General features: G+C 61.9%; 19 protein-coding genes and 3 pseudogenes. 8 read left to right on the top strand and 14 right to left on the bottom strand.

The genetic code is table 11. The annotated features are described in order from the left end of the window. Window positions 1-3: 3 nt before the first annotated feature. The 8 genes from LRS11_RS19105 to LRS11_RS19070 form a co-directional block, all read right to left on the bottom strand. On the bottom strand, window positions 4-624 hold the full coding sequence (locus LRS11_RS19105; protein ID WP_260494428.1) for a LysE family translocator: 621 nt from the start codon (window positions 622-624) through the stop codon (window positions 4-6). A 74-nt stretch (window positions 625-698) separates the two neighbouring features. Then, window positions 699-1,652: an ornithine cyclodeaminase family protein gene (locus LRS11_RS19100; protein WP_260494427.1), complete on the bottom strand. Its 954-nt coding sequence runs from the start codon at window positions 1,650-1,652 to the stop codon at window positions 699-701. A 3-nt stretch (window positions 1,653-1,655) separates the two neighbouring features. Continuing rightward, the gene (locus tag LRS11_RS19095) at window positions 1,656-2,228 is read right to left on the bottom strand and encodes a carboxymuconolactone decarboxylase family protein (RefSeq protein ID WP_260494426.1); all 573 of its coding nucleotides are present in this window, start codon (window positions 2,226-2,228) and stop codon (window positions 1,656-1,658) included. A gap of 64 nt (window positions 2,229-2,292) precedes the next feature. Beyond that, on the bottom strand, window positions 2,293-2,913 hold the full coding sequence (locus LRS11_RS19090) for a bacilysin biosynthesis protein BacA (RefSeq protein WP_260494425.1): 621 nt from the start codon (window positions 2,911-2,913) through the stop codon (window positions 2,293-2,295). A gap of 5 nt (window positions 2,914-2,918) precedes the next feature. Beyond that, window positions 2,919-3,899 carry a branched-chain amino acid transaminase gene (locus tag LRS11_RS19085; RefSeq protein ID WP_260494424.1) on the bottom strand — a complete coding sequence of 327 codons (981 nt, stop codon included), beginning with the start codon at window positions 3,897-3,899 and terminating at the stop codon, window positions 2,919-2,921. Between the two features lie 2 nt (window positions 3,900-3,901). Then, a complete protein-coding gene (locus tag LRS11_RS19080) occupies window positions 3,902-5,302 on the bottom strand; it encodes a phenylacetate--CoA ligase family protein (RefSeq protein ID WP_260494423.1) in 1,401 nt (466 codons plus the stop codon). Window positions 5,303-5,315: 13 nt separating this feature from the next. Then, window positions 5,316-5,738, bottom strand: a complete 423-nt coding sequence (locus tag LRS11_RS19075; RefSeq protein WP_260494422.1) for a DUF2000 domain-containing protein — start codon at window positions 5,736-5,738, stop codon at window positions 5,316-5,318. 17 nt (window positions 5,739-5,755) lie between these two features. Further along, window positions 5,756-6,133, bottom strand: a complete 378-nt coding sequence (locus tag LRS11_RS19070; protein WP_260494421.1) for a Dabb family protein — start codon at window positions 6,131-6,133, stop codon at window positions 5,756-5,758. A gap of 359 nt (window positions 6,134-6,492) precedes the next feature. Here LRS11_RS19070 and LRS11_RS19065 point away from each other — a divergent pair, with 359 nt between their 5' ends. After that, window positions 6,493-6,978 carry an Lrp/AsnC family transcriptional regulator gene (locus LRS11_RS19065; protein ID WP_173204927.1) on the top strand — a complete coding sequence of 162 codons (486 nt, stop codon included), beginning with the start codon at window positions 6,493-6,495 and terminating at the stop codon, window positions 6,976-6,978. A gap of 26 nt (window positions 6,979-7,004) precedes the next feature. Here the strand turns inward: LRS11_RS19065 and LRS11_RS22585 are convergent. Then, a pseudogene (locus LRS11_RS22585) lies at window positions 7,005-7,520 on the bottom strand (methyl-accepting chemotaxis protein); the annotation flags it as partial. A 600-nt stretch (window positions 7,521-8,120) separates the two neighbouring features. Continuing rightward, window positions 8,121-8,627 (bottom strand): annotated as a pseudogene (locus LRS11_RS22580) (Tar ligand binding domain-containing protein); the annotation flags it as partial. Window positions 8,628-8,865: 238 nt separating this feature from the next. On the opposite strand from LRS11_RS22580, the gene LRS11_RS19055 reads away from it, so the two are divergent. Beyond that, window positions 8,866-9,315, top strand: a complete 450-nt coding sequence (locus LRS11_RS19055) for a YcgN family cysteine cluster protein (RefSeq protein ID WP_260494419.1) — start codon at window positions 8,866-8,868, stop codon at window positions 9,313-9,315. Between the two features lie 52 nt (window positions 9,316-9,367). Further along, window positions 9,368-10,594, top strand: a complete 1,227-nt coding sequence (locus tag LRS11_RS19050; protein WP_260494418.1) for a hypothetical protein — start codon at window positions 9,368-9,370, stop codon at window positions 10,592-10,594. A gap of 177 nt (window positions 10,595-10,771) precedes the next feature. Here the strand turns inward: LRS11_RS19050 and LRS11_RS19045 are convergent, their stop codons facing one another. Together LRS11_RS19045 and LRS11_RS19040 are read right to left on the bottom strand one after the other, a co-directional pair. Continuing rightward, complete coding sequence (locus LRS11_RS19045) at window positions 10,772-11,242, bottom strand: RNA methyltransferase (RefSeq protein WP_173204940.1); 471 nt, start codon at window positions 11,240-11,242, stop codon at window positions 10,772-10,774. A gap of 59 nt (window positions 11,243-11,301) precedes the next feature. Beyond that, window positions 11,302-11,601: pseudogene (locus tag LRS11_RS19040) on the bottom strand (YajD family HNH nuclease); the annotation flags it as partial. A gap of 123 nt (window positions 11,602-11,724) precedes the next feature. Here LRS11_RS19040 and LRS11_RS19035 point away from each other — a divergent pair. After that, complete coding sequence (locus LRS11_RS19035) at window positions 11,725-12,024, top strand: hypothetical protein (RefSeq protein WP_260494416.1); 300 nt, start codon at window positions 11,725-11,727, stop codon at window positions 12,022-12,024. On the opposite strand, the gene LRS11_RS19030 is transcribed toward LRS11_RS19035, so the two are convergent. Together LRS11_RS19030 and LRS11_RS19025 are read right to left on the bottom strand one after the other, a co-directional pair. Next, window positions 12,021-12,455: a hypothetical protein gene (locus LRS11_RS19030; RefSeq protein WP_260494415.1), complete on the bottom strand. Its 435-nt coding sequence runs from the start codon at window positions 12,453-12,455 to the stop codon at window positions 12,021-12,023. The two genes, LRS11_RS19035 and LRS11_RS19030, sit on opposite strands and share 4 nt — an antisense overlap. A gap of 46 nt (window positions 12,456-12,501) precedes the next feature. Next, on the bottom strand, window positions 12,502-14,568 hold the full coding sequence (locus tag LRS11_RS19025; protein WP_260494414.1) for a S9 family peptidase: 2,067 nt from the start codon (window positions 14,566-14,568) through the stop codon (window positions 12,502-12,504). 104 nt (window positions 14,569-14,672) lie between these two features. Here LRS11_RS19025 and LRS11_RS19020 point away from each other — a divergent pair, with 104 nt between their 5' ends. The 4 genes from LRS11_RS19020 to LRS11_RS19005 are packed head-to-tail and all read left to right on the top strand — an operon-like array spanning window position 14,673 to window position 16,978. Further along, on the top strand, window positions 14,673-15,152 hold the full coding sequence (locus tag LRS11_RS19020; RefSeq protein ID WP_260494413.1) for an MFS transporter: 480 nt from the start codon (window positions 14,673-14,675) through the stop codon (window positions 15,150-15,152). A 58-nt stretch (window positions 15,153-15,210) separates the two neighbouring features. Continuing rightward, window positions 15,211-15,648: an HIT family protein gene (locus tag LRS11_RS19015; protein ID WP_260494412.1), complete on the top strand. Its 438-nt coding sequence runs from the start codon at window positions 15,211-15,213 to the stop codon at window positions 15,646-15,648. Window positions 15,649-15,660: 12 nt separating this feature from the next. Next, the gene (locus tag LRS11_RS19010; protein ID WP_260494411.1) at window positions 15,661-16,440 is read left to right on the top strand and encodes a class II glutamine amidotransferase; all 780 of its coding nucleotides are present in this window, start codon (window positions 15,661-15,663) and stop codon (window positions 16,438-16,440) included. Between the two features lie 4 nt (window positions 16,441-16,444). Then, window positions 16,445-16,978 carry a DUF2937 family protein gene (locus tag LRS11_RS19005; RefSeq protein WP_260494410.1) on the top strand — a complete coding sequence of 178 codons (534 nt, stop codon included), beginning with the start codon at window positions 16,445-16,447 and terminating at the stop codon, window positions 16,976-16,978. Window positions 16,979-17,006 lie beyond the last annotated feature (28 nt).

The raw sequence follows: 17,006 nt of genomic DNA, 5'->3' as shown, positions 1-17,006 counted from the left end.
GTCTCAGCGAATCAGCATCGACGCGGCAGCAGCTACCATGATGGCCGCCGCGCCACGGAACAACTGCTGTTGCGCGCGTTGGCTAGACAGCAGGTGCCGGATGCGCACGGCGGCGATAATGAATAGCGCACCGACGCCCAGCAGCACCACGATGGTCAGTGGCACCAGCATCAGCCCCCAGGTCTGTAGCGAGACCATTTCCAGGTTGATCACCAGCGGTAAAAGCGCCAGATAGAAGGCAATGGTCTTTGGGTTGCCCAGGGTAATGGTCAACCCGGATACCGCCGCCGACAGCAGCTCCTTCTTCTTGGCCGGCTTGCCCACTTCGATAGCCTGATGATTGGCGAACCAGAATTGCCAGGCCAGGTAGCACAGGTACAGCGCCGCTCCCCAGCGCACCAGCTGGAACAACGCATTGAAGTGCTCGGCAATCATCGCCAGGCCAAAAACGGCAAAGGACAGGTAGGTCAGATCGCCAAGGATCAATCCGAACAGCAGGCAAAAGCCCGATAATGCCCCACCGCTGACGCTTCTTGCGACCAGCGCCGCCATGCCAGGGCCGGGAATGGCGGCAGCAATGCCCAGCGCTAGCGAGTAGGTAAGTACTTGTGTCAGGTCGAGCATGGGGTACTCCTCAGGTTATTTCTTATTGTTTTGTACGAAGGTTCACGCCTGCGCACGTAAGACTGTCAGCAGTTTCAACGGGGCGCGGCGAGCCACTGCCGGATGACTTCACGGGAAAAAACCAGGTCCTGCACCGCCAATCCGACCGATTTGAAGATCGTCACGCCCTGTCCCTGGGCGCGTACCTCATCGGCCGAAAGTGTGCCGATCTCCATCCCCGGCTCCTGGCCGGGCAACAGGCCTTTGTCCACGGCCTTGATCACGCATTCGGCTGCGGCAAGCACCGCTGGGTTGCTGTCAGTGAACAAGGCGCTGCCCTGGAAAATGTCCTCATGCAGTTCCTGGAAACCGAGAGCCGAAGAGCCGATTGCGTTGACATGGCAACGCTGCGGCAGATCGGCACGGGACAGAATCGGCGCGCGAGTGGCCGTGGTGGTACAGATGATGTCGCTGGCGTGCACGGCCTCGGCCGCCGTGGCGCAAATCGAGACCGGCAAATCACCTGTGCGTTTGCTCCAGGCGGCAAACTCCTGGCATGCGGCTTCGCTACGCCCCCATACGGAGACTTGCCGGATGGGCCGCACTGCCCGCATTGCCAGCAGGTGGGCCCGAGCTTGCAAACCGGTGCCCAGAATCGCCACGCGGTGAGCATCGGGTGCCGCAAGAATACGGGTCGCGTGTGCCGAGGCAGCGGCCGTGCGGATCTCGGTGATCGCCCCGGCGTCTACCGCGACGACCGGGGATACGCCGACCTCGTCGTAAATCAATACGCTGCCCATATGGGACGGGCCACGGACGTCGGCGTCGAGCCTGACCACCACCGACTTCAAGCCGAACCCCTGATAGGGACCCGACTTGATGTATGCAGGCATTACCCCCATCAGCTCGTTCGCGCGCCCGCGGACGATGGTGCGCAATGGCTGCTCTACCTGGCCTGAGGAGTGCAGCCTGAAAGCTTCCTCGCTGAGACGCAGGCCGAGCTTGAAATTCAGCAGTTTTTTGACCGAGTCGCCGTCCAGATGAAGCATCGTTCAAGCCTCGGCCGTCTTCTTGAGCCCTTGAAAGGCCTGCCATTTGAAGCGCTCGTCGATTTCGGTGCCGGCAATGCTGTTCAAAATGGTCGACATGTTCTTCTGCGACACGCCGAGAATCACATCCAGCATGTTCTGTTTGCTGAAGCCTGCGCGCAGGAATGCATCAATGGCCGGCTTGCTCAGGCTGCCGCGGCAATCAATCACTTCCAGGGTAAAACCGTGCAACGCCAACAGGCGCGCATCGAGGCGGGAGGGCGCATGGGCAAGGGCGTCGACCACGCGCTCATCCACGCCTTTGCCCAGAGCAATGAAAGCGTGGGCCTGGATCGTGTACGCGCAGTGGTTGGCCACGCCGGTGGTCATCCACACCACCGCTTTTTCTTCTTCGGTCAACGAGCTGTCGATAAACAGATCATGTGCGCGCTGGTAGGCGCCCAGTAGCGAAGGGGATTCCGACATGTAGGCACTCTGGTTGGGGATCCAGCCAAAGTTGTCGATGGAGCTCTGCAGGAGCGCTTTGCTTTTTTCCGGGGTCGAGTCGAGTGTGTGCAGCTTCAAGACAGGCATCATGACCTCAATCAGTGGTAGTCAGGTGGTCGCCCAACCTCGGTCGGGACCAGGCAGGGCACAGCGATCAGCTGCAGCGCAAGCTGGCCTCGGCCGACTGCGCGCTCCAGCGGGTAAGCGCGAAGACAGACCAGAGCATGCGGATCGGGCGGGTGCTCGAGATGAAATGCAGGCCGTGGATGTTCGCCGCCACTTCCGTGGTCAGCGCCACATCGACCTCGCCCCTGGCCGCTGCCGCCGCAGCGGCGCTGGTGGACAGGGCGAGGATTACGGAGTTGATCTCCAGGCCCTGAGGCAATAGCTCCTCAATCAGGAGCAGCGGCGCAGGGTGGGTGGCCACCGTCAGCTTGCTGGTGGTCAAGGGGCCCTTGCTCGCCAACCCGTACAACGGCGTGTCGAACACGAATGTCGCCACCAGGCTTAACCGCGGGTCCATATAGAAGTTATGAATCTGCGGATAGGCATTGGCCACGATCAACACCACTGGGGCGTGTTCGTCCATGCTGGTACGGGCATGCTCGTAGGAATCGCTGAGGTTGAGCTGTAAGCGTGAACCTGGATATCGATGCCCGAACCATTCACTGAAGAAGCCAGCGGCCGCTTCACTGCTGGTCCCGTTGGGCCCCAAGGTGTGGATCACCACTTCGCGCCAATCGGCCAAACCCAAATCCAAGAATTTGCTGTCCATAGTCATCAATCTCCAGAGCAATCATCGGATACCGGGCTCAACCAATGGGCGTATTTACTGTTCAGGCCTTTTACCGTCTCCAGGTAGAGGCTCCTGATCGCAGCGCTGATCTCGCCCACTCCGCTCTCTTGCAACACGTAGTGGTCGATTTGCGTCACGGGTACGATCTCGACGCCAGTACCGGCCAGAAAACATTCATCGACTGAAAACAGCTCGGAAAAGGAGATGTCTCGCTCGATGACTTTCAAGCCCAGTTCTTCTCGAGCCAGGGTCATCACCGTGTCGCGGGTAATGCCCTCAAGAATGTGGGCGCTCAGAGGCGGGGTGATAAGGCAGCCGTCTTTTACAACGAAGACATTGGAGGTTGTCGACTCGGCGAGATTGCCGTGCACATTCAGCATCAAGGCATCGTCGAATCCATTGCGTTGCGCCGACTCCATGGCCAGCGCCGAATTGGCATAACTGCCGGTGATCTTGGCTCGCGCCGGCAGCGAAACATCGGGTATGCGCCGCCAACTCGAAATGGTGCAGCGAATACCGCCTGCGGGCATGTAGGCGCCCATCGGCAGGGTGTTGATCACCAGGCCGGTGCTGACGCCGGTGAGCTTCACGCCAAAACCAACGCCTGGTAGCAGTGCCTTCTTGTAGGCCAGGGGCCTGACATAGCTATCGGAGGTCGCCTCGTTGCGTCGCAGCAAGTCGAGGATGATTGCTCTCATCTCGGCGCGTCGCGGCAGGTTTTCCAGTTGCAGCAGCCGGGCCGAATTCTCCAGCCGTTTCAGGTGGTCATCCAAGCGGAAGACATTCAGCTCTCCACAGTCCGCGACATAGGCGCGGATGCCCTCGAAAACCGCTGTGCCGTAATTGAAGGCTTGGGTCGTGACGGGTATCAGGGCTTCTGCAGCTGCTACCACCTGACCCTCGAAGTACACCCAGGGATGAGGGCCGCGCGGAGGCGTTGTGCTATTGCCGAGCTCGTCTGCCATGCTCAGGCCCTCCGCGCCGCAATCTGCAAAGCGGTTTCGCGCTCGCGGTTGTCACTACCGCTGCGCTTGTCGTGGAGCCTGGCAGCCTTCCAGCTGACCATCGCCGCAGTGCCGGTTACGGCATCGGTGGAGCCTAGGGTGATCTGGGTACGGGCACCGAGCCTGGCTTGCATGGAGCGGGCAACGGCCTCCAGGTCGTTGTGGGCTGTGCTGTTCTGCTCCAGCTCCAAGGTGACGCTCAACTGATCGACACCCGCCACGGTTTCCACCTGAATGTGGTAATCCAGGCAGCCTTTAAGGTGTTCGAACAGGGCGGCTTCGATGTCGTAGGCGCAGTGGTTGTGGCCGTTGATGACCAAGGTGTCCCTGACCCGCCCGATGGGAATGATCTGCCACTTGCCCTTATCCATTACCTGCGCCCTGACCATATCCCCGGTGCGATAGCGGATCAGCGGTTTTTGCCCTGGGTAAAGGTGGGTGATCACCAGTTCGCCGGTCATTCTGGCGTTCACCGGCTCCAGCACTTGGCCGGTCAGTGGGTTGATCACCTCATAGACCACGTTCAAGGGAACCGTGCAGAGGTTGCCGTCCTTGTCGCTGGCGGCCAGGATCGACGACTCTTGCGAGGCATACATGCAGTTGTACACGGCACTGCCCCAGACATCGCCGATATTGCGCAGCAACGCCGGTGTAGTCAGCTCACCCAGGGTGAAAATCAGTTTTACCCCCAGCGCGGAGGGCTTCTGGCCCTTTTTGAGCAGATGCTTGGCCAGATTGATGGCGACTGCCGGTGTACAGACCAGGGCGGTGATCTTCAGCTCCCGGATCAAGGTGACCGCACGATCCAGCCCAACCACGGGTGAGCGTGGCCACATTTTCACTACGGTGTGGCCCAGGCTGCGACAAACATCTTCAAAAGTGTCGCCGGTAGAGTGCAATTCCGTAGGGCCCATTACGCCGACAATATGTTGCTGAGCGTGGGCGCGAAACAACTCACGGTAACGCAATATCAGCGGCGTATTATTGAATATCGAATCCTGTTCGTTGCGTGGGCACGGTGTCGCTGCACCCGTGGTGCCGGTGGTCTCGTAATAGATCCAGGCTTTTTTCAATGACGCGGCTGCCATGTTGTGGCCCGCGTCGCGTAAATCGTTCTTGGTGGTGAAGGGCAACTTGCGAAACGTCTGCCAGTCCAATGTGTCGATGGCGTTTTTGGACAGAAAAGATAGTCTGTCTCGGTAGAACGGCGACTCTGTTTTTACATGGCGGATTATCTGTCTAAGGCGCTCAAGTTGAATATGCACCAACTCCCCGGCAGAAATGCCGCCGCGCTCAAACAGTGCATGTTGCTGGTAAGTCGTACGGGCCAACTCCAGAAGTTCCGGCTTGAATAAAGCGTACACTACAACCTCCTTGCTATTTGAACAGTGGAAGATTACCGGTCAACTTGCTGATTTTTTTCTGTGGCCCAATCAAACCAATCGCAACCAATTCGATGGCCGAGCTGTCGGCCTCGGAGATGCGCACCTCATATTCCTGATAGGTCTTGCAGGATTGCGCCAGGGCACTGAATGGCATGCTATGGATTTCCTCGTCTGCCAGTGCTTTCTCTTGCAGTGCCTGCAGCTGTTCATTGCTGGCAAGCAGAATGGGCAGCGGTGCGTAGATAACGCCGGGGTAGTTAACCTTGTCATGGCTCTGCAGGTCAGGCCCGACCAGGCCGTAGACCGAACGTCCCAGGCTGACACCAATGACGCTGACCGCATTGGCGGCATGTCCTAGACCCAGGGCGCTGTCGACTACGATTACGCACTTGTGAACAGCAGCATCGAAATTCATTGAGTCCTCCACGACTATCAAGAAGCCTTTAATTCTTCGAGCGTTGTCAGGCTGAAATCAGACCAGCTATTGAACAGCCCGAAAAATTTTGTAGTGTCACTGCCGATGTCAATATCCACCACCTGCCAGCTGGCAATCTTTTGCCACTTCTGTACCCCTAGCTGATGGTTGGGGTGAATGAGGAACGCAGATAACGCCTGCTGGTTTTCGAACAAGCCCATCACCACGAAGTCCATGGCCTGTTTGCGCAAGCTGATATTTCTTCCACAAGCCCAGCCCGCTATCTCGTTAATATGCACTGGGTGCTGGCGTGTTGCTGTCTCGGCGTCGATGACTTCGTCGTCGCACCATTGATAGGGTTCATCGAACTTGAAAAAAACCAGATGAAGAATCATTGATCACCCTGGGGTCGCAAAAAGGTTGCGACCAACTTTGGTTTATTTATTTAGCGATGCGTCCTGCATCGATTTGCCTGGAAATAATCTGAAAAATAAGCGCAGAGAAGAGTGCGCCAGAGTAGCCGTGCGGGTACAGGCTGGCGATTTCACGGAGCTATATTGTTCAGGGTTTCCCAGGAGAGTAAGGCGCGGTAATCCCGGTTGAAGAAGTTATGGCTGTCCGAAGTTATGAACTTCATAAGTTCTGAAGTTGGAAAAATGCTACGCTTTTTGGCCGGGAAAAAAATTTCTATTTCAATTGCCAGTAAAAGCGAAATAGGTAAAATCTACCTACTTCGCAATGGATGGTGGAATTTATGACCGAGCAGGCGCTAAATCTGACAGATGTCAAAATCCTTACAGCCCTGCAACAGGACGGCAGGATCACCAATCAGACCTTGGCCGACCACATCGGCATGTCTGCCTCGCCCTGCTGGCGGAGGGTGCGCCAGCTCGAGGAGCATCGCTATATCCAGGGTTATAGGGCGGTGCTCGACCGGCGCAAGATCGGGCTGGGGGTCATGGTGTTCATCCGCATCAACATTGACCGCCACAGTGAAGCCGAAGCGAAGAAGTTCGAGCAGGAAGTGATGCAGCTGGAGGATGTGGTGGCGTGCTACAGCATCGGTGGCGACGCCGACTTCCTGTTACAGGTGGTGGCGCGCGACCTCGATTCGTTTGCTGACTTTGCCATGTCGGTGGTCCGGCAATTGCCCGGCATCAAGGAGATGCAGAGCATGTTCGTGCTCAAGGAGATCAAGCCTTTCGTGTCTTTTCCGGTCAAGCGCCCTCAGGAGGCCTGAGGGCCTGCGCGGTACGTACCGTAACTTCAGAAACTGAAGCGCTGCAACATGCCCTGCAAGCGTCCGGACATGGCCTGCAGGCCCTGGATGGCCTGAACGATGCCGCCCTGGGCTGCCGAGTTCTCCTCGACTATCTGCGCCACCCGCTCCACGTTCATCGCTACCTGTTCACTGGCGGCGCGCTGCTCCTGCAGGGACATGGAGATGACGTTGACCGCCTGCAGCGACTCGCTCAGCGCCGTGCGGATGTCCTGCATCGCCGTGCCGGCCTGTTCCACCAGCTGCGTGCCGCTGCTGAGGCGCTCGCGTCCGGCGCTCATACTGCTCTTGGCCTTGTGCATGCCGCTCTGGATCGAGTCGACCAGGCCGACGATCTCCGTGGTCGACTGCGCCGTACGGCTGGCCAGGCCGCGCACTTCATCGGCCACCACGGCGAAGCCACGACCCTGCTCGCCGGCCCGCGCGGCCTCGATGGCGGCATTCAGGGCCAGTAGGTTGGTCTGTTCGGCGATGCCCTTGATCACGTCGACGATGGCGCTGATGTTGGCCGACTGGTCGGCCAGGTGTTCGATATCCGCCGCGCTCTGCGTCACCAGTTCGGCGATGCCACGCATTTCCGCGATGGCCGCTGCGGTCACCTGCAGGCCATCGTCACTCAGGCTGCCGGCTTTCTGCGCCATGTCGCGGGTTTGCTGGGCGTTCTCGGCGATCTGGCTGATGCTCACCGCCATCTCTTCCATGGTGGCGGCGATGGCCGAGGCGGTATCGCTCTGGATATTGGCGCTGTTGAGCACCTGCTCGGAGGAGGCGGCCAGTTGCAGCGAGGCGCATTCGATCTGCTCGGAAGCCTCGCCGATATTGCCGATCATGTCGCGCAGGCCGTGGTGCATGCTTTGCACCGACTTCATCACCCCGGTGCTGGCCTGTTCCAGGCCTGCCTGGGTGGCCAGTTGGCCCAGGGCGATGCGTGCGCTGATGGCCTCCAGCTCGCCCGGCTCGGCACCCAGCTGGCGTTTCAGCAGGCGGGCAAAGTACAGCGCCTGGCCTGCACCGAAAAGCAGAGCGAGCAGCAGTACGCCACTGCTCAGCTGCAGGTCGTTGCTATAGGTGCGCTGGCCCAGCTCGAACTGGTGTTTGGCTTCCAGCAATTGCACCTCGATCAGTTCGGAGAATTTCGCCGAGAGCGGGTCGATCAGCGGGTAGAGGCGGCTGTCGGCGAATTGCCCTACAGCCACGAGATCGTTTTGCCGCAGCATGCGCTGCAGCTCGCCTAGCGGCTGCTCGGCGTTGGCCATCAGCGGTTTGATCTCGTCGATCAGGCGCGTCTCTTCGGTGATCAGTTGGGTCGCCAGGTAGGCCTGCCAGGTGTCTTCGATGCGTTGTTCGGCCTGCTCGATCAACGCTTGTGCCGCTGCCGGGGTGAGGGTGCCGCTGCGTGCCTTGTGGGTGGCGTCGACGATGTTTACCGCATATAGGTCGGCGATCAGCTTGAGATCGCGCAATGGCACCACGCGGTCGAGATAGACGGTTTCCAGGCCGCGTACGGTGGTTTTGAGACCCTGCATGCCGAGCAGGCCGACCAGCAGCAGACCCGCTAACAGGGCTACGACCAGCAGTAACAGATGGGTTCTGATCTTCCAGCTTTTCATGGTTATCTTCCTTGACGAAAGGCAGTCTTCGTAAAGACGTGGCGAAGGGCCAGTGCTGGGTTCAGCCTAGACCAGATCTGCCTGATATCAGTAAAAAGCTGTAATCGCGGTCAGTAAAATAACTGAATAAAAACCGCTGCGGATTTGCCTGGATGATCTTTCAACCATCAGTCGCCCGCGCTTGGCCCGTTCCCGCACACGGGCTAGACTGCCGGCCTTTTCACCCTCGTAGTCTGTCATGGCCGCCAAAGTCGAACCCTTCTGGAAACGCAAGACTCTCGCTCAGCTCGACCAGGACGAGTGGGAGTCGCTGTGCGACGGTTGCGGCCTGTGCTGCCTGCAGAAACTCGAAGACGAGGATGACGGCAGCGTCTACTACACGCGTATCGCCTGCAAACTGCTGGATATGCAGACCTGCCGCTGCAGCGACTACGCCAATCGCCGCGCCCAGGTGCCGGACTGCATCCAGCTCACGCCGGCGCAGGCCGATCAGTTCCAGTGGCTGCCGCCGACCTGTGGCTACCGCCTGGTCAGCGAGGGCAAGGACCTGCCGCTCTGGCACCATCTGGTCTGCGGCGACCGCGATGCGGTGCACCACGAACGCATTTCCCAGTCCGGACGCATGCTCAGCGAAAACAGCGTGGCCGAGGATGACTGGGAAGATCATCTGATTTTCCGCGCCGGTTGAGCCTTTCGCGCTGGCGATAGGTCTATACCTGCTCACGCATGGAGCTTGCACAATGCCCGCCCGTCTCAAACTGCTGTCCGCCGCCCTCCTGCTGAGCCTGAGCGCACCGCTCTGGGCGGCGAAGAAAGTCGACCTCGACTACCACGTGCGCTTTCTTCCGGAAAGCGACCAGGCTGAAGTCAGCCTGACGCTGGAACAGGCCGATCTGGTGCGCAGCCTGACCTTCGATCTGGGCGACAAGGACTACTACAGCGACTTCCAGGCCGATGGCAGCTGGCAGCTGGACGGCGCCGAGAAAGGTGTCTGGCAGCCGGGCAAGGGCCAGAGCAAACTCAGCTACAAGGTGCGCATCAGCCATCCGCGCAAATCCGGCAGTTTCGATGCGCGGATGACCGAGGACTGGGCGCTGCTGCGCGGCGACAATCTGGTGCCCAGCGCGCACCTGATCAAGGACGACAGCATCGAGCTGGTCGCGCGCCTGCAGTTCGAACTGCCGAAAGGCTGGAAGGGCGTCGAGACCGGCTGGCCGCGCATCGGCGAGAACCGTTTCCGCATCGACAACCCCGCGCGCAAGTTGGACCGCCCGACCGGCTGGATCCTCGCCGGCAAGATCGGCAGCCGCCGCGCCCAGCTCGGCGATACCGACGTGACCGTGGCCGCCCCAGTAGGCGAAGGGCTGCGGCGGATGGACATCATCACCCTGCTGACCTTTGTCTGGCCGGAAGCCCAGGCGGTATTTCCGCGTGATCCGGCCAAGCTGCTGATCGTCGGCGCCGGCGACCCGATGTGGCGCGGCGGCCTGTCGGCACCCAACTCGCTGTTCATGCACAGCGACCGCCCACTGGTCAGCGAGAACGGCACCAGCTCCCTGGTGCACGAGCTGGTGCATGTGTTCAGTCGTATTCGTGATACCAACAAGAGCGACTGGATCAGCGAAGGCATCGCCGAGTACTACGCCATCGAACTGATGCGCCGTGCCGGCGGCATGAGCGAAGACCGCTACCAGGCCATCCGCAAGAAGCTGATTGGCTGGAGCAAGCCGGTCGATACCTTGCGCACCGAGGAGTCCAGCGGGCCGATCACCGCCCGCGCGGTGTTGCTGCTGCAGGAGCTGGACCGGGAAATCCGCAAGAACACCAACAACCAGCGCTCGCTGGACGACGTCACCCGCGGTTTGATGCGTCTGGATAAGGCCAGCACCAAGGACCTGATCGAGATCAGCGAGAACGTCATGGGCCGCGCGTCGGAGGTGCTGGATAGCGACCTGTTGCGCAAATAGGCGTTTCGCGGGCCGGTCCTAGTCCGGCGGTGGGCGCTTCTGCGCACCGCACACCGGCAGCTAACGGTCACCGGCGAGATTGTGAACAGGGGTAGGGCGGGTGAAACCCGCATCGCTGGCCGCGCGGGTTTCACCCGCCCTACCGGAGGCGCGGCGCAAAAGATCGTAAACACGCTTCTAGAACAGCGGCCCCGAGCGGGTGTTATTGCCCTTGGCCAGGCGGTCGTAGAGCACCACGTTGACCGTGGCTGCCAGGTTCATGCAGCCATTGGTGGGGATGTACACCACTTCGTCGCCACACCAGTCGCGGATTTCCTTGTCCAGCGAGCCGTCTTCCGGGCCGAAGATGTACAGCGCCCGGTCCGGGTGGGTGTAGTCGGGCAGGGCGCGGGCGCCTTCCACCAGTTCCACCGCCACCGGCGTGCAGCCGAGCGGCACGATGCGGCGCAGGTCGTCGATGTTGATCAGCGGAATGTCCTGGTGGACCTTCTTGGTGTCGGTGACGAAGTCCTTGGCGCGGTCATAGCGGGTGCCGGTGTAGAACACCGAGCTGACGCCATAGCAGCCGGCGGCGCGCATGATCGAGCCGACGTTCTCCGGTGACTTGGGATTGAACAGGCCGATGCAGCTGTATCGTTTGTTGGCCACGGTGAGGCTCGCGCAAAAAAGACGCGATTATACGGCTGCGCCTAGTGTTGTGCTGGCCGCTAGTCCTTTTTCAGCAGGCTGGCCAGGTCACCGAAGGCCTTGTAGGTGGTTTTCGCCGCTTGCGGGCTGGCGGTGGAGCCTTCGGCGAAGTACTGCTGATCGGTGTAGCGCGAGTGCTCGTTGTCATGGCAGAACAGGCACAGCAGCTCCCAGTTGGAGCCATCCGCCGGGTTGTTGTCGTGGTTGTGGTCACGGTGGTGCACGGTCAGTTCGCTCAGGCGCTTGCCGCTGAACTCGCGGGCGCAACGGCCGCACACGTGCGGGTACATCTTCAGGGCTTTCTGCCGGTAGTCTGCTTCGGCTTTGGCCGATAGGGTGTAGCTGGGATTGCTGCTCATGACAGGACCTGTGGTCGGGTGGCGAACGCGGGCGTTCCGATGCTGCCAGAATAAAGCCAAAGTCCGCGAAGCTGGAGTCCCCGCATGCGTCTTTTTCTGGTATTCGCCTTGTGCGTCGGGCTGCTGCAGATCGCGCCGCTGTCGGCCGCAGATCTGTTGGGCCGTCCGGCTGCCGGGTCACCCGGTACGGCCACACCGCAGCCGTACAGCCAGCCGCAGGTTCGCCCGCTGGGTAACAGCAACCGCAATCCGCCGCTGCTCAACAGCCCGGCGCAGCACCGCCAAATGGCGCCGCCACAACCCTTGCCCAAGGATCGGCCATTGCCGCAGCTGGAACCGCAGCGCAATAGCAATCCGCGGCATCCGGCGGAGCAGCTGGACTAGCCTGGCTGTGGCCTGTTTAGCGGGCGCAGTAGCAGCAATGGCAAGGCAATCGACAGCGCCGCCAGGGTGTTCAGATAAGTGTGGGCAAGGATGCCGTAATAGGCGGAAATCGCGCTGTCCAGTACACACCAGAGCAGCAGGGCGGTGAACAGTGCGGGTTTGATCAGCGCGTGGCCGTGCTGGCGGTAAAGGTACACCAGCAGGCTGAACAGCAAGCCCCAACTGGCCACCGTGGGGCCGAACAGGCGCACCATGGTGGTCAGCAGGTTGTGGTATTCCTCGGGCGGTGCCTGGCTGGCAGCGGCGGTGGCATACAGATAGTGGAAGTACGGCGCGGCGATGGGCAGCTGCGCGGTGAAGGCCAGGACGACGCCAAGCAGCACATGGCCGAGGCCAACCGCGAGCAGCCAGCGATAGAGCAGATTTTGCATGGGCGATCCCTCGCGATCAGTGCGTGAAAGTCCTCAGAGCAGGGGCTCAGATCAGCCCCAGTACTTTCAATAGAAAGGCATATTCCAGCGCCACATCCTTCAAGCCCTGGTAGCGCCCGCTCATGCCGCCGTGGCCGGCGCCGAGGTCGGTCTTGAGCAGTAACAGGTGGTTGTCGGTACGGGTGGCGCGCAGCTTGGCCACCCATTTGGCAGCTTCCCAGTACTGCACGCGGCTGTCGTTGTAGCCGGCCACGGCAAGCAGCGCCGGGTAGGCCTGGGCGCGCACGTTCTCGTAGGGCGCGTAGCCCTTGATGCGCTCGTAGACTTCGGCCTGGTTGGGGTCGCCCCATTCGTCGTACTCGGTGACGGTCAGCGGCAGGTCGGGGTTCTGCATGGTGTTGAGCACGTCGACGAAGGGCACTTCGGCGATGGCCGCGGCGAACAGCTCGGGGCGCTGGTTGAGCACCGCGCCGATCAGCAGGCCGCCGGCACTGCCGCCGCTGATGGCCAGTTGCGCGGGCGAGGTCAGGCCGGCAGCGATCAGGTGCTCGGCGCAGGCGATAAAGTCGCCGAAGGTATTTTCCTTGTGCTCCAGCTTGCCGGCGCGGTACCAGGCCTCGCCCAGCTCGCCGCCGCCGCGCACATGGGCGATGGCGAAGACGAAGCCGCGCTCCAGCAGGGACAGGCGCGCGTGGGAGAACCAGGGGTCGAGGCATTCGCCGTAGGCGCCGTAGCCATACAGATAGAGCGGCGCGGGCTTGCCAGCAGCGAGCACCTCGCGGCGCGCCACCAGGCTGATCGGTATCTGCGTGCCATCGGTAGCTCTGGCCCACAGGCGGCGGCTCTCGTAGGCGTCGGCATCGAACGGGCCTTCCACCGGGGTCTGCTTGAGGACTTGCTGTGCGGCGCTGCGCAGGTCCAGCTGGCGGATCTGTGCCGGGCGGTTGAGCGCCTCGTAACGCAGGCGGATCACCGGACTGGCGAATTCCAGGCTGTCCTGCACATGCAGGCTGTAGGCGGCGTCCGGTAGTTGCACCGGGTAGGGCGCGGCGCCCTGAGGGTGCACTTCGATGATCGGCAGGCCGCCCTCGCGCAGGCTGAGAATAAAGGCGCCGGCATTCAGGCTGACGCCTTCGAGCATGCGCTGCGGGTCGTGGCCAATCAGCTCCTGCCACTGCACGCGGGTTGGCTGTTGCTCGCCTGCTTCGCGCTCTTTGACGAAGTACAGGGCGAAGTTGATGCCGCTCTGGTTGCTGCGGATCAGCCAGACCCAGGCACCGTCCAGCTGGCCGTGATCCACCTTGCCGTGATCAACATAGTACTCGTGGCCTTCCTCGCGCGGCGCCAGGCAAGCGAATTGGCCCTGTGGCGTGTCGGCATCCAGCACCCAGCTCTCGCTGGTGGTCTTGCTGCCGAGCAATAGCACCAGCTGGCGTTCGGAGCTGGTGCGGTAGCAGCTGAGGAAGAAGCGCCCGTCGCTTTCCTCGAACACCAACTCGGCGCTGGCTTCACCCAGGCGGTGACGGTGCAGCTGGTGCGGGCGATGGGTGTCGTCGAGGGTAGTGAAGAACAGCGTCTGGCTGTCGTTGGCCCAGGTCAGGCTGCCATCGCAGTCGTCGAAGGGCAGGGCGGTGATGGCGCCGCTGCGCAAGTCTTTGACGAATAGTTGGTAGATTTCGTCGCCTGCGGTATCCAGGCTGTAGCCGAGCAGATGGTGGTCCGGGCTGGTGGTGAAGGCGCCCAGCGACAGGTAGCCGTCGCCGGCCAGTTCATTGGGGTCGAGCAGCAGCTGTTCGGCGCTCTCGTCCACCCTCAGGCTGCCATCGGCCGGCAATGGGCAGCGGTAGTGGCGCGGGTATTCGTCGCCAGCGGTGGTGCGCTGGTAGTACAACCAGGGGCCCCAGGGCGTCGGCAGCGACAGGTCGGTCTCGCGGATACGGCCCTTGATTTCTTCGAACAGCGCTTCGCGCAGCGGCGCCTGTTCGGCCAGCTCGGCTTCCAAATAGGCGTTCTCCGCCTTGAGGTAGTCGAGCACCTCGGCGGCATCACGCTGCTCCAACCAATGGTAAGGATCGGTAGCGGCTGCGCGGCGGGCAATCGGGGCGTTGGGCATGGGGGTTCCAGAGTGGCTGAGTGGTGTCTGCGACGGCAGGGGCGCCGGGGCGCTTAAAAGCCGTTATCATAAGCGCCCCTTTGCCGGCCAAGCCATCAACCCGCATGACTGAACAAGACTATCTGCTTGCCTGGGCCATTTACGCCATTTCCGCACTCGGTTGCCTGCTGGTCTGGTTCCAGCTGACCGGCTGGATCTGGCGCTGGCTGCGCGAGCCGCTGCGCCTGCTGGTGGCCGTGCTGTTGCTGACCCCGACTCCGGTCGATCCGGCCCGAGAGCTGTTCGCCCCGGCCATCGCCATCACCGCCATGGACCTGCTGCTCAAAGTGGGCAACAACGCCTGGCGTGCGGTCGCCGATCTGGCCATGTACGGGCTGATCGCTTTCGCCGTGTGGCTGGCCTTCGCCGGCCTGCGCTGGCCGCTCGAACGCTGGTGGCAAGCGCGGCGTGCGCCGGCGCCCACCACGGCGGCTGAAGACGAGCCGACCCTGCGTGAAATGATGGCCCGCGACGACAGCTTCTCGGCCGATACCCGCATGGATGCCAACGGCGACCGCCGCCTGCGCATCGAGCCGCGTCTGTAACGCGGCTTGTAACGCGGCTTGTTGCGCGACCTACGCCAGGTAGAGACAAGGAGTGCCCATGAACTGCGTGTTCTGCGCCATCGCCGACGGCCAGCTGCCGGCTCACATCGTCCATGAGGACGAACACTTTCTGGTGCTGTTGGATATCTTTCCGTTGCGCCCGGCCCATCTGCTGATCGTCGCCAAGGGTCATGCACCGCTCCTCGCCGACCTGCCGATGGTTGCCCGCGAGGCACTGCTGGCCTTGGCCGACCGAGTGGGGCAAGCGCTCTATCGCAGCGATCCTAGCGTGTTGGGGATCAACTTCCTGATCAACGACGGCCCGGTCGCCAATCAGCACGTACCGCACCTGCATCTGCACCTGATTCCGCGCCGCACAGGCGACCTGGCGGCGCTATGCTGGCGCATCCTTACCCGCTTCCTGCCGCTGGGCCGCAAGCGCATCGAGGCGCGTCTGCAGCGTGAGGCACAGTTGCTGCGCAGCGCCCTGCAATGAGAGCTAGCAAGCATGTGTGAACTGCTCGGCATGAGTGCCAACGTCCCCACCGATATCGTCTTCAGCTTCACCGGGCTGATGCAGCGTGGCGGCGGCACCGGTCCGCACCGCGACGGCTGGGGCATCGCTTTCTATGAGGGTCGTGGCCTGCGTCTGTTCCAGGACCCGGCGGCCAGCGTCGAGTCGGAGGTGGCGCGGCTGGTGCAGCGCTACCCGATCAAGAGCGAAACGGTAATCGGCCATATCCGCCAGGCCAACGTCGGCCAGGTTTCGCTGGCCAACACCCATCCCTTCGTGCGCGAGCTGTGGGGGCGCAACTGGTGCTTCGCGCATAACGGCCAGCTGGCCGACTTCGCCCCCTCGACCAGCTTCTACCGGCCGGTGGGTGACACCGACAGCGAGGCGGCCTTCTGCGACCTGCTCAACCGTGTGCGCGGCGCCTGTCCCGAGCCGGTGCCGGTCGAAGCCTTGCTGCCGGTGCTGATCCAGGCGGCCCAGCATTACCGCCGGCATGGCGTGTTCAACTGCCTGCTGAGCAATGGCGACTGGCTGTTCGCCTTCTGCTCGACCAAGCTGGCGCAGATCACCCGCCGCGCACCGTTCGGCCCGGCGCGGTTGAAGGATGCCGAAGTGCTGGTGGATTTCCAGGCGGAAACCACGCCCAACGATGTGGTGACGGTGATTGCCACCGAGCCGCTGACCGATAACGAGCGCTGGAACCTGTTCCAGCCAGGCGAATGGAGCCTGTGGCGGCGCGGCGAGCGCCTGGCCCACGGGCAGATGGGGGAGTAGGGCAATGTTTCGAGGTTATCTGCGTCTGGTGCTGTTCGGCCTGGGTCTGCTGATCGGGGTTCAGGTGCCGGGTTTTATCGACGATTACGGCAAGCGTGTGGCTGCGCACCGCGCCGAATCCGAGGAGAGCCTGACCGGTTTCCGCGAGACCGCCGCGCGCTTCTTCAAGGGTGACCTCAACGCCCTGGTCGCCCACTATCGAGCCAGCAGCGATGAGGTGATGCGCAGCGACGCGCAGAGTGTCGAACATCTGGTGCGCCGCTCCGAACTGCTGGAAAGCGAGTGGCTGGCCATGCAGGGCCCCTGGTATGCCCAGGCCTTACATCTGCTCAGTGCGGCGGACCGCGAGCTGCTCGACGAAACCATCGCGGCCTACAGCTACCAGGTGCTGCTGGCGCCGCAGGCGATTGCCTGGGCGCTGGCATGCGGGCTGCTGCTGGCCTGGCTGGTGGAGCTGCTCGTACTGGGCGCCGGCTGGACCCTCGGCGTCGGGCGCAAGCACAAGGTCATCGCTCAGGAAAAACGCCACTGGCGCTGAGTTAGCGCATTCCGCGAGGTTATTGCAT

The sequence above is a fragment of the Pseudomonas sp. J452 genome (assembly GCF_024666525.1).
In the GTDB taxonomy this organism is placed as follows: Bacteria; Pseudomonadota; Gammaproteobacteria; order Pseudomonadales; family Pseudomonadaceae; genus Aquipseudomonas.
The sequence above is the reverse complement of the archived record's forward strand: the minus strand, read 5'-3'. Positions and strand labels throughout refer to the sequence as shown.

What these genes read in the sequence shown, in the direction of transcription:
- LRS11_RS19105 (WP_260494428.1), bottom strand. Translation starts at nt 624, where the DNA reads ATGCTCGACCTGACACAAGTACTTACCTACTCGCTAGCGCTGGGCATT.
- LRS11_RS19100 (WP_260494427.1), bottom strand. Translation starts at nt 1,652, where the DNA reads ATGCTTCATCTGGACGGCGACTCGGTCAAAAAACTGCTGAATTTCAAG.
- LRS11_RS19095 (WP_260494426.1), bottom strand. Translation starts at nt 2,228, where the DNA reads ATGATGCCTGTCTTGAAGCTGCACACACTCGACTCGACCCCGGAAAAA.
- LRS11_RS19090 (WP_260494425.1), bottom strand. Translation starts at nt 2,913, where the DNA reads ATGGACAGCAAATTCTTGGATTTGGGTTTGGCCGATTGGCGCGAAGTG.
- LRS11_RS19085 (WP_260494424.1), bottom strand. Translation starts at nt 3,899, where the DNA reads ATGGCAGACGAGCTCGGCAATAGCACAACGCCTCCGCGCGGCCCTCAT.
- LRS11_RS19075 (WP_260494422.1), bottom strand. Translation starts at nt 5,738, where the DNA reads ATGAATTTCGATGCTGCTGTTCACAAGTGCGTAATCGTAGTCGACAGC.
- LRS11_RS19070 (WP_260494421.1), bottom strand. Translation starts at nt 6,133, where the DNA reads ATGATTCTTCATCTGGTTTTTTTCAAGTTCGATGAACCCTATCAATGG.
- LRS11_RS19065 (WP_173204927.1), top strand. Translation starts at nt 6,493, where the DNA reads ATGACCGAGCAGGCGCTAAATCTGACAGATGTCAAAATCCTTACAGCC.
- LRS11_RS19055 (WP_260494419.1), top strand. Translation starts at nt 8,866, where the DNA reads ATGGCCGCCAAAGTCGAACCCTTCTGGAAACGCAAGACTCTCGCTCAG.
- LRS11_RS19050 (WP_260494418.1), top strand. Translation starts at nt 9,368, where the DNA reads ATGCCCGCCCGTCTCAAACTGCTGTCCGCCGCCCTCCTGCTGAGCCTG.
- LRS11_RS19035 (WP_260494416.1), top strand. Translation starts at nt 11,725, where the DNA reads ATGCGTCTTTTTCTGGTATTCGCCTTGTGCGTCGGGCTGCTGCAGATC.
- LRS11_RS19030 (WP_260494415.1), bottom strand. Translation starts at nt 12,455, where the DNA reads ATGCAAAATCTGCTCTATCGCTGGCTGCTCGCGGTTGGCCTCGGCCAT.
- LRS11_RS19025 (WP_260494414.1), bottom strand. Translation starts at nt 14,568, where the DNA reads ATGCCCAACGCCCCGATTGCCCGCCGCGCAGCCGCTACCGATCCTTAC.
- LRS11_RS19020 (WP_260494413.1), top strand. Translation starts at nt 14,673, where the DNA reads ATGACTGAACAAGACTATCTGCTTGCCTGGGCCATTTACGCCATTTCC.
- LRS11_RS19015 (WP_260494412.1), top strand. Translation starts at nt 15,211, where the DNA reads ATGAACTGCGTGTTCTGCGCCATCGCCGACGGCCAGCTGCCGGCTCAC.
- LRS11_RS19010 (WP_260494411.1), top strand. Translation starts at nt 15,661, where the DNA reads ATGTGTGAACTGCTCGGCATGAGTGCCAACGTCCCCACCGATATCGTC.
- LRS11_RS19005 (WP_260494410.1), top strand. Translation starts at nt 16,445, where the DNA reads ATGTTTCGAGGTTATCTGCGTCTGGTGCTGTTCGGCCTGGGTCTGCTG.